Raw genomic sequence first — 14,816 nt, 5'->3', positions numbered from 1 at the left:
CCTCCACCGCGCCCCTCCACCACGCACCGCATGCTCGCGTCGCTCGGCCGCTTACGCACGCCGCCGATGCCCGGCCAGACGGCACGGCCACGCCGCCACCCACGTGCGGTCACCCACGTGCGGTCACCCCGCGCGCCACCCACGCGCCACCCGCGTCCGGCACCCACGCGCGCCACCCGCGTGTGCCACTCGCGTGTGCCGCCCGCACGCCCCTGCCTCCGGGCCCCGCTCATGCGGCCCGGCCCCTGCCACGCCGCCAACCCATACGCGCCACCCGCGGTCCACGAGCGCCACCATGCGCGCCGCCGCGTGTGCCGCCCGCGCGTCTCCTGCCTGTGGGCCACCACCCGCACGCCTTCACGCCCCGCTCGTTCGGCGCTGGTACGCCGTGCCTACGTGTCTCGTCCTGGGGCTGGCACTTCGTCGCCCACGCTCTGCGGCCGTGCGCCCCAGCCACACGCCTGTGCGTTCCGCCCGTGCGTTCGGCCTGTGCGTTCGGCCTGTGCGTTCCGGCCGTGCGCCTCGCCCGGGTGGCGTCGGCGACGCTGTCGCCCTCGTTGCCATCAGCGTGGTCTCGCTTCCTCAACCATCTCAGGGTTGGTTTCGTGGATTGCTGTAACGATCGCCTTCCTCGCGGGTCTGTAGATCCATGCGCCGCGCGAGGGAGAGACGATGATCGGTCTGACCGCCGAGGGCACGCCGCTCCGGGACGCCTCCGAAGTGGCGGATTTCGCCCGCCAGTGCTTCCTGCCGAGCACCACCACCGACCAGGTCGGTGTCGAGCTGGAGTTCCTGGTTTACGACCGGGAGTCGGCCGACCGGCATGTTCCGATCGACCGGCTGGAGCGGGCGATGCCCGCGCTGCCGGGGGGCAGCCGGGTGACGTACGAACCGGGCGGGCAGCTCGAGCTGTCCGGACCCGCGGGCCCGCTGCCCGTCGCCGTCGAGGCGCTGGCCGCTGACGTGGCGGCCGTCCGGGCGGCACTGGACGAGGCGGGGCTGGTGCTGGCCGGCGTGGGGCTCGATCCGCTGCGCCCGGCCCGCCGCCTGTTACGCCGGCCCAGGTACGAGGCGATGGCCGAGTTCCTCGGCACCCCGTACGGGCCGCTGATGATGTGTTCGACCGCCTCCATCCAGGTCAACCTGGACCTGGGGGAGCGGCCGGAGGTGCGGTGGGAGCGGGCGCACCTGCTGGGTCCCGTGCTGACCGCCGCGTTCGCCAACTCGCCGCTGAGCGGCGGACGGCCGTGCGGGTGGATGTCCGGCCGCCAGGCGGTCTGGGCGCACCTCGACCACACCAGGACGGCCCCCGTCCCCCGCGCGGGAACCGGCGACCCGGCCGCCGACTGGGCGGAATACCTGCTGGACGCCCGGGTCATGCTGAAACGCGCGGACGAGGGTGACTTCCACCCGGTACGCGACGGCTCCACCTTCCGCGACTGGCTGGACTCCCGCGAGCGTCCGCCCACCCTGGACGACCTGGCCTACCACGCCACCACCGTCTTCCCGGTGGTGCGTCCGCGCGGCTGGCTGGAGATCCGTTACCTCGACGCCCAGCACCCGGACCGGTGGCCGGTGTGCGCGGCGGTGACCCACGCGCTCATCACCGACGACCGGGCCGCGGACGCCGCGCTGGCGGCCGCCGAGCCGTGCCGCGACCTGTGGACCGAGGCCGCGCGCTGCGGGCTGGCCGAGCCGCGGCTGCGCCGGGCGGCCGAGGCGGGTTTCCGCGCCGCCGCCGAGGCGCTGCCCCGCCTGGGCGCGACGGCCGCGCTGTGCGGCGAGGTGGCCGCCTTCGCCGACAGGCACGTGAGCACCGGACGCTCACCCGCCGCCGACCTGATGGACCTGATGACACGACCGGGCCGCCCCCTGCCGACCTGGCTGACCGAGCAAGGGCTGACCGAGCAAGGGCTGACCGGGCAGGCGCTGACCGGCCGAAACCCGGCCGAACACGGCCCGGCCGCACAAGGGCTGACCGCACAAGGGCTGATCGGAAAAGGACGGGAATGAACGACATCAAAGAACGTATCGCCGCCGAGCTCATCGCGGTGCGCGACCGTTCGCTGGCCTACACCGACGCGGAGGACGACCTGCTGGTACGCCAGCACTCCCCCCTGATGTCCCCCCTGGTGTGGGACCTGGCGCACATCGGCAACTACGAGGAACTGTGGGTGTTGCGCGAGGCCGCCGGCATCACCCCGCTACGCCCCGAGATCGACGACCTGTACGACGCGTTCAAGCACCCCCGCAAGGACCGTCCCAGCCTGCCCATCCTGGGCCCGGCCGAGGCCCGGCGCTACATCGAGGGCGTACGCGGCCGGGTGCTCGACGTCCTGGACGCCATCGACCTGGAGAGCAGGTCGCCGCTGCACCGCGACGGTTTCGTGTTCGGCCTGGTCATCCAGCATGAGCACCAGCACGACGAGACCATGCTGGCCACCTGGCAGCTGTCCGGCCAGCCCGGCCTGGTGCGTGACGGCGCCCTGCCGCCGGGCAGGACGGGCGGCCCGGACGAGGTGCTGGTCCCGGCCGGCCCGTTCCGGATGGGCACCAGCACGCTGGCCTGGGCCTACGACAACGAACGGCCGGCGTACCAGGTGGAGCTGCCGGCGTACTGGATCGACCGGCTCCCGGTCGGGAACGCCGCCTACGCCGCGTTCGTCGACGAGGGCGGCTACGACGACCCGCGCTGGTGGACGGCGGAGGGCTGGGCGTGGCGCGCGCGGCGCGGCGTGTCGGCGCCGCTGTTCTGGGCGCGGGACGGCGGCGCCTGGTGGCGCACCCGCTTCGGCCGCACCGAGCCGGTCCCGATGGACGAGCCGGTCCAGCACGTCTCCTGGTACGAGGCCGACGCCTACGCCCACTGGGCGGGCAAGCGGCTGCCGACCGAGGCCGAGTGGGAGAAGGCCTGCGGCTGGGACCCGGAGGCCGGGCGCGCGCGCCGCTACCCGTGGGGCGAGCAGGAACCGACCCGGGACCTGGCCAACCTCGGCCACCGCGCGGCCAGGCCGGCGCCGCTGGGCGCCTACCCGGCCGGGGCCAGCGCGTACGGGGCCGAGCAGATGATCGGCGACGTCTGGGAGTGGACGAGCTCCTGGTTCCAGCCCTACCCGGGCTTTCGCAGCTTCCCCTACCGGGAGTACAGCGAGGTGTTCTTCGGCCAGGAGTACCGGGTGCTGCGCGGCGGCTCGTGGGCGGCGGACCCGGCGGCGGTGCGCACCACGTTCAGGAACTGGGACTACCCGATCCGCCGGCAGATCTTCACCGGCTTCCGCTGCGCCCGTACCGCGGAGCTGACCTAGATGTGCCGGCACGCGGCCTGGCTCGGCACGCGGCAGCCGCTCACCTCGCTGATCGACGAGCCGGAGCACGGCCTGCTCAAGCAGTCGTACGCGCCCAGGCACCAGCGCCACGGCATGATCAACGCCGACGGCTTCGGCGTGGGCTGGTACAACGAGGCACGGGCCGAGCCGGTGCGCTACCGGCGTACCGTGCCGATCTGGTCGGACGCGAACCTGCCCGCGCTGGCGCAGGTCGCGCGCTCGCACTGCCTGCTGGCCGCGGTGCGCTCGGCCACGGCCGGGATGCCCATCGAGGAGACGGCCACCGCGCCGTTCACCGAGGGCACCTGGCTGCTCAGCCACAACGGCCGCGTGGCCAGGGACGCGCTGGCGGACCTGGGCGAGGACCTGGCCGCCAGGGCGGAGAGCACGTGCGACGCGGCGTGGGTGGCCGCGGCGGTGTTCCTGCGCAGGCGCGCCGGGCTGGACCTGGGCGAGGCGCTGGCCGAGGTCGTGTCGCGCGCGGGGGAGAAGGACCCCGCGGCCAGGCTCAACCTGCTCGCCGCCGACGGCGCGTCGCTCGCCGCGACCGTCTGGGGCGACACCTTGTTCTTCCATCTCGACGACCGGTCCGGCGGGGTGCTGGTGGCCAGCGAGCCGCTGCACGACCGGCCGGGCTGGCAGGCCGTGCCCGCGCGCAGCCTGCTGCTCGTCTCGCCCGGCGGCGGCGTACGCGTCCAGCCGCTGTGATCCCCACCTCAGCAGACTCCAGGAGGCCCCGTGCCCGTCAGCAGCCAGTCGACCGTGCGTGTGATCAACCATCTCGACCGTGACTATCTGCGCCAGGCGCTCGAACACGACGTCCGCATCGGACTGACCGCCACCCCTAAATGGCTGCCGCCCAAGTGGTTCTACGACGAGGCGGGCAGCGACCTGTTCGCGCGGATCACCCGGTTGCCCGAGTACTACCCGACCAGGCGCGAACTGGCCATCCTGCGGGCCGAGGCGGCCGGCATCGCCGCCGCGTGCGGCGCGGACACGCTGGTCGAGCTGGGCTCGGGCACCAGTGAGAAGACCGTGCTGCTGCTCGACGCGCTCACCGCGGCGGGCACGCTGCGCACGTACACGCCGGTGGACGTCGACGCGGTCACGCTCTCCGCGGCCGCGCACCGGCTCACCGGCCGTTTCCCCGAGCTGGCCGTGCACGCGGTGTGCGCCGACTTCGAACGCCATCTCAAGCTGCTGCCGCGCACCGGCAGGCGGATGGTGGCCTTCCTCGGCGGCACGATCGGCAACCTGGAGCCGGCCGCCCGCGAGGTGTTCATGAAGGAGGTGCGCGAGACGCTCCGCCCGGGCGACACGTTCCTGCTCGGCGCGGACCTGGTCAAGGACACCGCCCGGCTGGTCGCCGCCTACGACGACGCGGCCGGGGTGACGGCCGCGTTCAACCGCAACGTGCTGCGCGTCGTCAACCGGGAGCTGGCGGCCGACTTCGACCCGGACGCGTTCGAGCACGTCGCGCTGTACGACGAGCGCCGAGACTGGATCGAGATGCGGCTGCGCGCCACCCGCGACATGCGGGTGCGGCTCGGCGCGCTCGGCCTGACCGTCGACTTCGCGGCGGGGGAGGAGACGCGGACCGAGATCAGCGCCAAGTTCCGCCCCGAGGGGCTGCGGGCCGAGCTGGAGTCGGCCGGGTTCGAGGTGAGCCGCTGGCTCACCGACCCGACCGGGGACTTCAGCCTGGTCCTGGCCCGGGTATGAGCCGAACCTGACGGGTACGTCTAGCCGCGGAACCCCCTGAGCGTCGTCCGGAAAGGCATGACATGCAGGGGTTCTCCGCCGCTCCCGGCACCCAGGGGCCGCTGGCCGAGGTTCCCGCGAAAGGCAAGCACAGGATCTGGCGCTGGGCGGTGCTGATCGCGGTCGGCGGCTTCCTATTCGGCTTCGACACCGGGGTGATCTCCGGCGCGCTGCTGTACATCAGGTCGGACTTCCACCTGAACTCGTTCGAGCAGGGCAGCGTGGTCAGCGTGCTGGTGCTCGGCTCGATGATCGGCGCGCTCGGTTCCGGCCGCATCGCCGACAGGATCGGGCGCAGGCGGATTCTGGGGCTCGAAGGGCTGGTGTTCCTGGCCGGTACGGCGCTGGCGGTGTTCTCGACCGGCTACGGGACACTCATCGCGGCCAGGCTCGTGCTCGGGCTCGCGGTGGGCGCGGCCTCCGCCACCGTGCCCGTCTACCTGTCCGAGATCGCGCCCAAGGAGATCAGGGGGCGGGTGCTGACGCTCAACCAGCTGCTGATCACCGTCGGCATCCTGATCGCGTACCTGGTGAACCTGGCCTTCTCCGGGGCGGGGAACTGGCGGGCGATGATCGCGGTGGGCGCGCTGCCCGCGCTGGTGATGGTGTTGGCCTCGCTGTTCCTGGTGCCGGAGTCGCCCGCCTGGTCGCTGGTGCACGGCCGGAAGGACCAGGCCCGCGCCATGATCACCTCGGTCGCCAACCAGGCCACCGCCGACCAGCTGGTCGAGCGGTTCGAGCGACATCGGGAATCCGGCTCGGCGAACGACGACCGGAAGACCGGCTGGCGGGAACTGCTGGGGCCGGCGGTGCGGCCCGCGCTGATCGTCGGACTGACGCTGGCGGCGATCCAGCAGTTCGGCGGCATCAACACGATCATCTACTACGCGCCCACCATCATCGAGCAGACCGGGCTCACCGCGTCCAACGCGATCTTCTACTCGATCGCGATCGGCGTGATCAACCTGACCATGACGCTGGTGGCGATCAAGCTGATCGACCGGGCGGGCCGCCGCGTGCTGCTGGTCGGCTCGCTGTCCGCGATGGCCGTGACGCTGGTGCTGCTCGGGTTGTCGTTCGCGGCCGGCTGGAGCCCGGTGGCGTCGCTGGCGTTCATGGTGCTCTACATCGCCTCGTACGCCGTCGGGCTCGGGCCGGTGTTCTGGGCGCTGATCGGGGAGATCTTCCCGCCGCGGGCGCGCGCCGGCGGCTCCAGCGCGTCCACGGCGGTGAACTGGGCCTCGAACTTCGTGGTCAGCCTGGTGTTCCTGCCGGTGGCGAACGCGCTCGGGCAGGGGCCGACGTTCTGGATCTTCGCGGTGGTCTCGCTGATCGGCGCCCTGTTCGTCGCGCGCTTCGTGCCGGAGACGAAGGGACGCGACTTCAGCGAGGTCGACGACGACCTCCAGGCCCGCTTCGGTCACGGGCACGGCCGCGGTTAGGCGTCCCGCTTCCTGCGCATGGGCGGGTAGGCCGACTGGTGCGGGCCGTTATCCGGGTCGAACTCGTGCCGGACGCGGGCGCATTCGTCCTGGATCGCGCCGTAGAGCGCGCGCAGCTCCACCGGCGAGGCGTCGTCGAACGCCTCGGCCAGGCGACGCTGGTGTGCCGCGCCGTCGTCCAGTGCCTGGCACAGCGCCGCCAGGTTCTCCGCGCGATCGCGCCTGACCTGCAGCCCGGCGAACGCGCGGAAGACCCGGGAGATCGATTCGAGCTCGTCGGAGAGCGCGGCGGGCAGCGGCAGCACCCGGCTGCCCGGCAGTCCGCGCACCCCGGCCAGCAGGTCGTTGAGCGCGCGGGCGATGCTGCGTATCTGGTTGCAGGCGTGTTCCAGGCAGGTGCCGGCCTCGGCGACCTGCCGCAGCCGCCGCTCGTACCGGTGCCTGCGCAGCGCCAGCCGCACGGATTCGGCGGCCTTGTCGGCGGCCTCCTTGGTCTCGTCCACCCGCCGTGACAGCCCGCGCGCCTGGTCGAGCCAGTCGTTGGCGACGTCCTCGTCCCAGTCGCCGGCCAGGCCCTGGCTCATGTCGGCGGTCAGGTCGGCCAGCTCGCACGACAGGTCGCGCAGGTCGTGCGTGGCCTGTTTGACGAACCGGGGCGGCAGGATGATCAGGTTCGACACCACCCCGATCAGCGCCCCGAGCAGCAGGTCGGCCAGCCGCTCGTAACCGGCGGCCTCGCCCAGCGTGAGCACGAGCAGGGCGGTGGTGGGGACCTGCACGTTCCGCGCGGGCAGGTTCAGCAGCCTGCTCAGCACCAGCCCGGCCAGGACCAGGATGCCCAGCGTCAGCCCGTTGGCCCCACCCAGGACCCAGCTCAGCAGGACGGCCGCGCACACGCCGGTGACCACCGCGCCGATCTGCTGCACGCCGCGCACGACCGTGCTGTAGGCGGTCGCGGAGACCACCACGAGCACGCCGGTCGGCACCAGGACCGGCGTTTCCAGCTTGAGCACGTCGGCGGCCAGCCACCAGGCGAACACGCAGGTGGCCGTCACCTTGATCGTCTGGGCGACCTGCTCGCGCTCGTTCTCCAGCCAGGTGCGCAGGCCCCGGCTGCGCACCTCGTCGAGCACCTGCTCGCCGCCGGCCAGGATCCGCGTGAACGGCGACTCGGCCTGCTGCTCGATCCGCTCGGACTCCTTCTCCATGATCCCGGCATGCTCGCAGGTGAGAGCCGCCGTACGACGTCACGCACCCGGGGCTTCGGGCATTGATGACCAAGGGATGACCGCGGTACGGAGCCGCCGCGTCCGTCGTCAGGTCATTTGCCGAAGCCCGCGGTCAGGCCCGCGAGGAGCTGACGGCGGCCGACCACGTACAGCAGGAGGATGGGCAGCGAGGTGAGCACCACGGAGGCGAGCACGGCCGGCACGTTCACGCTGTACTGGCCCTGGAAGGTCCACAGGGCCAGCGGCAGCGTGCGCTTGTCCGGGCTCTGGGTCAGGATCAGCGGCAGCAGGAAGCCGTTCCAGATGGTCAGCGCGTTGTAGATGCTCACGGTGACCACGGCCGGCCGGGTCAGCGGGAGCGCCAGCCGCCAGAGCATGCCCCATTCGGTGGCGCCGTCCAGCCGCATCGACTCGAACAGCTCCTTGGGCACGTCGCGGATGAAGTTCGACAGCACCAGCACCGACAGCGGGATCGCGAACGCGATCGACGGCAGGATCAGCGCGAGCAGCGTGTCGTACAGGTGCAACCTGATGATGATCAGATAGATCGGGATGACCGTGGCCTGCAGCGGGATGGCCAGGCCCATCAGGAACAGCGCGTTCACTCCGCGCAGGAACCTGCTCGCGGCCCCGGCACGGACGATCGCGTACGCCGCCATGAACGACACCGCCACGGCCGGCACCACCGCGCCGGCGGTGGCGACGACGCTGTTGAGGAAGTACAGCGCGAAATCGGACTCGATGACCAGCCGGTAGGCCTCCAGCGTCGGCTCGGCCGGCGGCGCCAGCGGGTTGGTCACGTAGTAGGTGCTCTGCGTCTTGAAGCTGGTGATGACGATCCAGTAGATCGGCACGATCACGATCGCCAGCCAGAGCCACCCGGCCAGGCCGGCCGGCCAGTTGCGCCGCTCGGCCGCGGCCCGCCGCCCGCCTGCCGCCATCTCAGGCGCCTTCCAGCTGGCTGGTGTCGGACCTGCCGCCGCCGAGCCTGCGCAGCAGCAGCGCCAGGGCCAGGCCGACCAGGACGAGGATGACCGCGATCGCGCTGGCCGGCCCCATCAGGTTGGCCTGGAAGCCGCGCTTGTACATGTCCAGGGCCAGCACCCGGGTGGCGTCACCGGGGCCGCCCGCGGTCAGTACGAAGATCAGGTCGAAGAAGGTCAGCGACCCCACCACCATGAGCGTGGACGACGTGATGATCGTGTACTTGAGCTGCGGCAGCGTGATGCTGAAGAACATCCTGACCCGGCCGGCGCCGTCGAGCTGCGCGGCCTCGTACATCGAGCGCGGGATCTGGCGCACGCCGCCCTGGTAGATCAGCGAGTGGAACGGGATGAACTGCCACGACACCACGAAGATGATCACACCGAAGGCCAGCCACGGCTCGCCGAGCCAGTCCTGCGCCAGCAGCTCGACGCCCAGCCCGGCGCCGAGCCCGAAGTTCGGGTCGAGCAGCGCCTCGTACGTGACCGCGATGGCCGCCGAGCTGAGCAGCAGCGGGATGAAGTACAACACGGACAGCACCGCGCGGTAGCGCTGCGCCCCGGCCAGGAACACCCCGAGCAGCACGCTGGCCGGCGTCTGCACCGCCCACGACACCGCCATCACCAGGAACGTCACCCACAGCGCGTGCGGCAGCCCGGGGTCCGCGAGCACCGCCCGCCAGCTCGTCAGCCCGGACAGGTGGATGTCGCCGATCCCGTCCCAGGTGGTGAAGCTCAGCGCCAGCACCCCGACCAGCGGGATCACGCCGAAGCCGGTGAACAGCAGCAGCGCGGGCGCGGCCAGCCAGCCGAGCGCGCCGCGCGTGCCGCCGCCCCTGGTGGAGAGGGCGCTCACTTGCCGATGACCGCGTTCATGTTGGTCGCGAACTGCTGCGGCGAGATCGAGAGCTGGAACAGCTTGGCGATGTTGTCGAGCAGCACCTCGGCCGCGGTCGGGCTGAGCGCCTGGTCCCAGGACTGGGCGAAGGACTTGGCGTTGCTCGCCACGCCGTAGACGAACTGCAGCCAGGCGGCGTCCTTGGAGGCGGCGAGCAGGCCCTCGGCGCTCTTGACGATCGGCACCGCGCCGGTGTCGACCCACTGCTTGGCCTCGGCGTCGGCGAGCACTCCGGTGGCGAAGAACCGCTTGGCGATCTCCTTCTGCTCGGGGCTCGCCTTGGCCGAGATCGACAGGTACTGGCCGGGGTTGCCGACGGTGTTGCTCGGGTCGCCCTTGCCGCCGTCGACCGGCGGGAAGTTCATGAAGCCGAGGCTCCCGCCGGGGACGAAGTCGCCGCCGTCGGCGGACATCATCCCGTACGTCCACGAGCCGTGCAGCATCATCGCGGCCTTGCCGGTGTACAGCAGCGCCTGGTCGGCGTTGGAGTCTGCGGTGATCGACGAGAAGCCCTTGATGAAGCCACCGGCCTTGATCAGCTCCTGCGTCTTGGCCAGCGCGTCGAGCGCGGCCGGGTGCGACCAGGCGTCCTTCTGGCCGTCGAACACGGCCTGGAACACCTCGGGACCGGCGATGCGGTCGAACAGGAACTCCAGCCACATCATGTTCGTCCAGCGCGACTGGCCGCCGAGCGAGAACGGCGCGATGCCCTTGGCGGTGAACTTGGGCACCAGGTCCATGATGTCGCCCCACGTCTGCGGGGGCTGCGCGCCGATCTGCTCGAACGCCTTCTTGTTGTAGAACAGCACGATCGGCTGGACGGTCTCGCACGGCATCGCGTAGATCTTGCCGTCGATCGTGGCCGCGCCGAACGACGAGGGGAACAGCCGGTCCTTGACGGCCGCGTTCTGCCCGAACCACGGCGTCAGGTCCTCGACCTGGCCGGCCTGCACGTAGCTGCGCAGCGTGCCGCCGCCCCAGCCCCAGATCAGGGTAGGGGCCTGCCCGGCGCCGAGCGCCGTCTTGATCTTCGTCTTGTACGCGTCGTTCTGGAAGGTGGTGCCGGCGATCTGGCCGGTCGGGTTGGCCTGGTTGAACCGGTCGACGGCGGCGGTGCGCACGCCTTCCTGCGGCATTCCCGACAGGTACCAGTACGTGGCCTTGGCGCCGCCACCGCTCGCGGCGCCGCCGCCGGGCCTGCTCGGGCCCGAGCTGCCGCAGGCGGCGAGCGCGGCTCCCAGGGGCAGACCCATGGAGAGGCTGAGGAAGGTGCGGCGAGAGGGTGTCCTGGGCTCCACGCTGATCTCCTTGAGTCATCCCGTCGAAACTTTTCGACATGACCGCGCGGCTCGCAATCTAAGTTTCGGTCGGAGGTGTGTCAAGGGCCTGGGGATAACGGGCTTGGCACGTGTACAGTACCTCTGGCGCAGCTCGAAATATTTCGAAAAACTTGCGATGCGGATCCGGCGTTTAAGGAGAGCGGCAGATGACGGCGCTAGATCGGACTCCCCCGGCGGACCGGGTCCTTCGCCCGTGGCACGACTCGGCGCTGCCCGTGGCCGAACGGGTCGAGGCGCTTCTCGGCGAGCTGACCCTGGAGGAGAAGATCGCCCAGCTCGGCAGCCGATGGGTGGGCAACGACATGCGGGCCCCCGAGCCCGACCCCGAGCCCGACCCCGAGCCCGCTGCCGAGCCCGCTGACGAGTCCGCTTCCGACCCGGGGGACGGCCCGCACAACGTCGCGCCCATGCAGGACGTCTTCGCCGCCTCCGGCACCGTCCCCTTCGAGCAGGCCAGCAGGCACGGGCTCGGGCAGCTCACCCGGGTGTACGGCAGCGTCCCGCTGAGCGTGGCCGACGGCGCCGCCGAGGTGGTCAGGCTGCAGCGCGAGGTCGTCGAACGCTCCAGGCTCGGCATCCCGGCCATCGTCCACGAGGAATGCCTGACCGGCTTCACCGCCTACGGCGCCACCGTCTACCCGACCGCGCTGGCCTGGGCGGCCACGTTCGACCCCGGCCTGGTCGAGCGCATGGCCGCGGCGATCGGGCGCGACCTGCGCGCCGCCGGCGTCCACCAGGGGCTCTCCCCGGTCCTGGACGTCGTGCGCGACTACCGCTGGGGCCGGGTCGAGGAGACGCTGGGCGAGGACCCGTACCTGGTGTCGATGCTCGGCGCCGCCTACGTGCGCGGGCTGGAGGACGCCGGCGTGGTCGCCACGCTCAAGCACTTCGCCGGCTACTCGGCCGCCAGGGCGGCACGCAACCACGGCCCGGTGCCGATGGGCCGCCGCGAGCTGATCGACATGATCCTGCCGCCGTTCGAGCTCGCCATCGCCGAAGGCGGCGCCCGCTCGGTGATGAACTCCTACTGCGACGTGGACGGCGTCCCGTCCGGCGCCGACCCCTGGCTGCTGACCGACGTGCTGCGCGACGAATGGGGCTTCACCGGGACCGTCGTCTCCGACTACTGGGCGGTGCCGTTCCTGGCCACCATGCACCGGGTCGCCGCCGACAGCGGCGAGGCCGGCGTGCTGGCCCTGCGCGCGGGCGTCGACGTGGAGCTGCCCGACACGCTCGGCTTCGGCCCGCACCTGGCCGAACGGGTGCGCCGGGGCGAACTGGACGAGGCCCTGATCGACCGGGCCGCGCGCCGGGTGCTCACCCAGAAGGTGCAGCTCGGGCTGCTCGACCCGGACTGGAGCCCCGAGTCGTCGGTGTCCGGCGCGGCCGGGCTCGACCTCGACCCGCCCGCCAACCGGGAGCTGGCCCGCGAACTGGCCGAGCGCTCAATCGTGCTGCTCGACGCGGGCACCGCGCTGCCGCTGCTGGCCGAAGGACGCCCCGCGCCGGGCACGATCGCCCTGGTCGGCCCGTGCGCCGACGAGCCGCGCACGTTCCTGGGCTGCTACTCCTTCCCCAACCACATCCTGCCCAGGCACCCCGACCTGGGGCTCGGCATCGACGTGCCCAGCCTGCTCGACGCGCTGCGGGCCGAGCTGCCCGGCGCCGAGATCGTCCACGAGCGGGGCTGCGACGTGCGGGGCGACGACCGCTCCGGCTTCCCCGCCGCCGTCGCCGCCGCCCGCGCGGCCGACCTGTGCGTGGCCGTCGTCGGCGACCTGGCCGGGCTGTTCGGCCAGGGCACCTCGGGCGAGGGCTGCGACGCCGAGGACCTGCGGCTGCCCGGCGTCCAGCCCGACCTGCTCGCCGAACTGGCCGGCGCGGGCACGCCGCTGGTCGTAGTCGTCGTCTCCGGCCGGCCGTACGCGCTGGGTGACGTGCACGCCCGCGCCGCCGGGCTGGTGCAGGCCTTCATGCCTGGTGAAGAGGGCGGCGCGGCGATCTCCGGTATACTGTCAGGTCGTGTCCAGCCAGGAGGCAAGCTTCCCGTGCAGATCCCCCGCGGGGCGGGTGGGCAGCCGGGCACCTATCCGCAGCCGCCGCTGGGCGCCGAAGGCAACGGCATCAGCAACCTCGACCCGGCGCCGCTGTTCCCGTTCGGCCACGGCGCCTCCTACACCACGTTCGAGCTGGGCGACCTGCGCGTCAGCGCCGCCGAGGTGCCGACCGACGGCGAGTTCAGCGTGTCGGTGCTGGTGCGCAACACCGGCGGCAGAGCGGGCGACGAGGTCGTGCAGCTGTATCTGCACGACGTGCTCGCCCAGGTCACCAGGCCGGTGAAGCAGCTGGCCGGGTTCGCGCGGGTGCGGCTCGACGCCGGCGCGAGCACCCGGGTGCGCTTCGACGTCCACGCCGACCGCACCGCCTTCACCGGGCGCGACCTGCGGCGCGTGGTCGAGCCCGGCGAGATCGAGGTGCTCGTCGGCACCTCGGCCGCCGACCTGCCGTGCCGCGCCCTGGTACGCCTGACCGGTCAGGAACGGGTCGTCGGCCGCGGTCGGCGCCTGACCACGCCGGTGCACGTCGGCACGGACGGGGAGAGAGCCGACCATCAGGGGGATGACGATGCCGGGCAGCGGGGGGAGAAGGATGACGGCCAGTCCTAGACGGGCCACGCTGGCCACCGTCGCGGCGTCCGCGGGCGTGTCGGTCGCGACCGTGTCCAAGGTGCTCAACGGGCGCAGCGACGTCGCGCCGGCCACCCGGTCGCTGGTGCAGTCGCTGCTGCTGGAGCACGACTACGTCGCGCCCGCGCCGCGCCGGGCCGAGGCGGTCGGCCTCGACACGGTCGAGGTGCAGTTCGACACCGATCTCAACGGCTACTCCAGCGAGATCATCCAGGGCGCGGTCGAGGCCGGGGCCGAGGCGGACGTCGGCGTCGTCGTCAGCATCCGCGCCGCCGCCGACCGCACCGGCTCCTGGGCCCGCGACCTGGTCGCCGCCGGGCGCCGGGCGCTGATCGCCGTCACCAGCGAGCTGAGCGGCGCCCAGCTCGGCGCGCTGGCCAAGGCCCGGCTGCCGCTGGTCGTGATCGACCCGCTCAACCTGCCGCGCGCCCTGGTGACCAGCGTCGGCTCGACCAACTTCGCCGGCGGCCTGGCCGCCACGCAGCACCTGCTCGCGCTCGGCCACCGGCGCATCGCCTACATCGGCGGCCCGGCCACCGCCGCCTGCAACCAGGCCAGGCTGCACGGCTACCGGGCGGCGATGGAGGCGGAAGGCGTGCCGGTGCCGCCCGAATACGTGCGTACCGGGCACTTCCGCTACGCCGACGGTGTCGAGTCCGGCGCGGCGCTGCTCGACCTGCCCGACGCGCCGACGGCGATCTTCGCGGGCAGCGACGAGACCGCGCTCGGCGTCATCGAGGCGGCCAGGGCGCGCGGGCTGCGCATCCCCGAGGACCTCAGCCTGGCCGGGTTCGACGACACACAGATCGCCCGCATGGCCTCGCCGCCGCTGACCACCGTCCGGCAGCCGCTGCGCGAGATGGGCGGCGTCGCGCTGCGTACCGCGCTGCGGCTGGCGGCCGGGGAGAAGATCGACTCGCACCACGTGGAACTGGCCACCGAGCTGGTGGTCCGCGGCTCCACCGCCGCCGCCGCGGCGCCGCCCGCCTAGCCGCCCGCCGGGGGTGGTGGTCTGCGGCGGCGCAGGGTCAGGCCGGTGCCGGCGGCCAGGAGGAGCACCAGACCGGCGCCGACGAGCAGCCGCCCGTCCGGCCCGGCCGAACCGCCGCCGCCCGTCTGGGCCCCGCCCTCGGGGGTGACCGATTCCGAG

At 72.5% G+C, this 14,816-nt stretch carries 11 protein-coding genes; 7 read left to right on the top strand and 4 right to left on the bottom strand.

The genetic code is table 11. The features are described 5' to 3' along the window. The first annotated feature begins 672 nt into the window (after positions 1–672). From egtA to HII36_RS46985, 5 genes are all read left to right on the top strand, one after another. A complete protein-coding gene (gene egtA / locus HII36_RS47005) occupies positions 673–2,013 on the top strand; it encodes an ergothioneine biosynthesis glutamate--cysteine ligase EgtA (protein WP_173529875.1) in 1,341 nt (446 codons plus the stop codon). Beyond that, positions 2,010–3,305, top strand: a complete 1,296-nt coding sequence (gene egtB, locus HII36_RS47000; RefSeq protein ID WP_173529874.1) for an ergothioneine biosynthesis protein EgtB — start codon at positions 2,010–2,012, stop codon at positions 3,303–3,305. The genes egtA and egtB overlap by 4 nt, the downstream gene beginning before the upstream one ends. After that, on the top strand, positions 3,306–4,034 hold the full coding sequence (gene egtC, locus HII36_RS46995) for an ergothioneine biosynthesis protein EgtC (RefSeq protein ID WP_173529873.1): 729 nt from the start codon (positions 3,306–3,308) through the stop codon (positions 4,032–4,034). 30 nt (positions 4,035–4,064) lie between these two features. Beyond that, positions 4,065–5,048 carry an L-histidine N(alpha)-methyltransferase gene (gene egtD / locus HII36_RS46990; protein WP_328808211.1) on the top strand — a complete coding sequence of 328 codons (984 nt, stop codon included), beginning with the start codon at positions 4,065–4,067 and terminating at the stop codon, positions 5,046–5,048. A gap of 62 nt (positions 5,049–5,110) precedes the next feature. Continuing rightward, entirely contained in the window at positions 5,111–6,529 is a 1,419-nt protein-coding gene (locus tag HII36_RS46985; protein WP_173529872.1) for a sugar porter family MFS transporter, read from the top strand. Here the strand turns inward: HII36_RS46985 and HII36_RS46980 are convergent. The 4 genes from HII36_RS46980 to HII36_RS46965 all read right to left on the bottom strand — a co-directional run bounded on the left by HII36_RS46980 (position 6,526) and on the right by HII36_RS46965 (position 10,937). Next, positions 6,526–7,737 carry an FUSC family protein gene (locus HII36_RS46980; protein ID WP_173529871.1) on the bottom strand — a complete coding sequence of 404 codons (1,212 nt, stop codon included), beginning with the start codon at positions 7,735–7,737 and terminating at the stop codon, positions 6,526–6,528. The two genes, HII36_RS46985 and HII36_RS46980, sit on opposite strands and share 4 nt — an antisense overlap. A gap of 113 nt (positions 7,738–7,850) precedes the next feature. Continuing rightward, the gene (locus HII36_RS46975) at positions 7,851–8,699 is read right to left on the bottom strand and encodes a carbohydrate ABC transporter permease (protein WP_173529870.1); all 849 of its coding nucleotides are present in this window, start codon (positions 8,697–8,699) and stop codon (positions 7,851–7,853) included. Position 8,700: 1 nt separating this feature from the next. Then, positions 8,701–9,597, bottom strand: coding sequence for a carbohydrate ABC transporter permease (locus HII36_RS46970; RefSeq protein WP_173529869.1), 897 nt, complete (start codon positions 9,595–9,597; stop codon positions 8,701–8,703). Further along, a complete protein-coding gene (locus HII36_RS46965) occupies positions 9,594–10,937 on the bottom strand; it encodes an extracellular solute-binding protein (protein WP_328808210.1) in 1,344 nt (447 codons plus the stop codon). Before HII36_RS46965 ends, HII36_RS46970 begins: the two co-directional genes overlap by 4 nt. Before the next feature lie 188 nt (positions 10,938–11,125). On the opposite strand from HII36_RS46965, the gene HII36_RS46960 reads away from it, so the two are divergent. Continuing rightward, positions 11,126–13,645: a glycoside hydrolase family 3 N-terminal domain-containing protein gene (locus HII36_RS46960; RefSeq protein ID WP_173529868.1), complete on the top strand. Its 2,520-nt coding sequence runs from the start codon at positions 11,126–11,128 to the stop codon at positions 13,643–13,645. Beyond that, the gene (locus HII36_RS46955; protein ID WP_173529867.1) at positions 13,629–14,657 is read left to right on the top strand and encodes a LacI family DNA-binding transcriptional regulator; all 1,029 of its coding nucleotides are present in this window, start codon (positions 13,629–13,631) and stop codon (positions 14,655–14,657) included. Before HII36_RS46960 ends, HII36_RS46955 begins: the two co-directional genes overlap by 17 nt. Positions 14,658–14,816 lie beyond the last annotated feature (159 nt).

It is taken from the genome of Nonomuraea antri, from assembly GCF_013283785.1.
Lineage (GTDB): Bacteria > Actinomycetota > Actinomycetes > Streptosporangiales > Streptosporangiaceae > Nonomuraea > Nonomuraea antri.
This window is presented reverse-complemented; position numbering and strand designations above follow the sequence as displayed.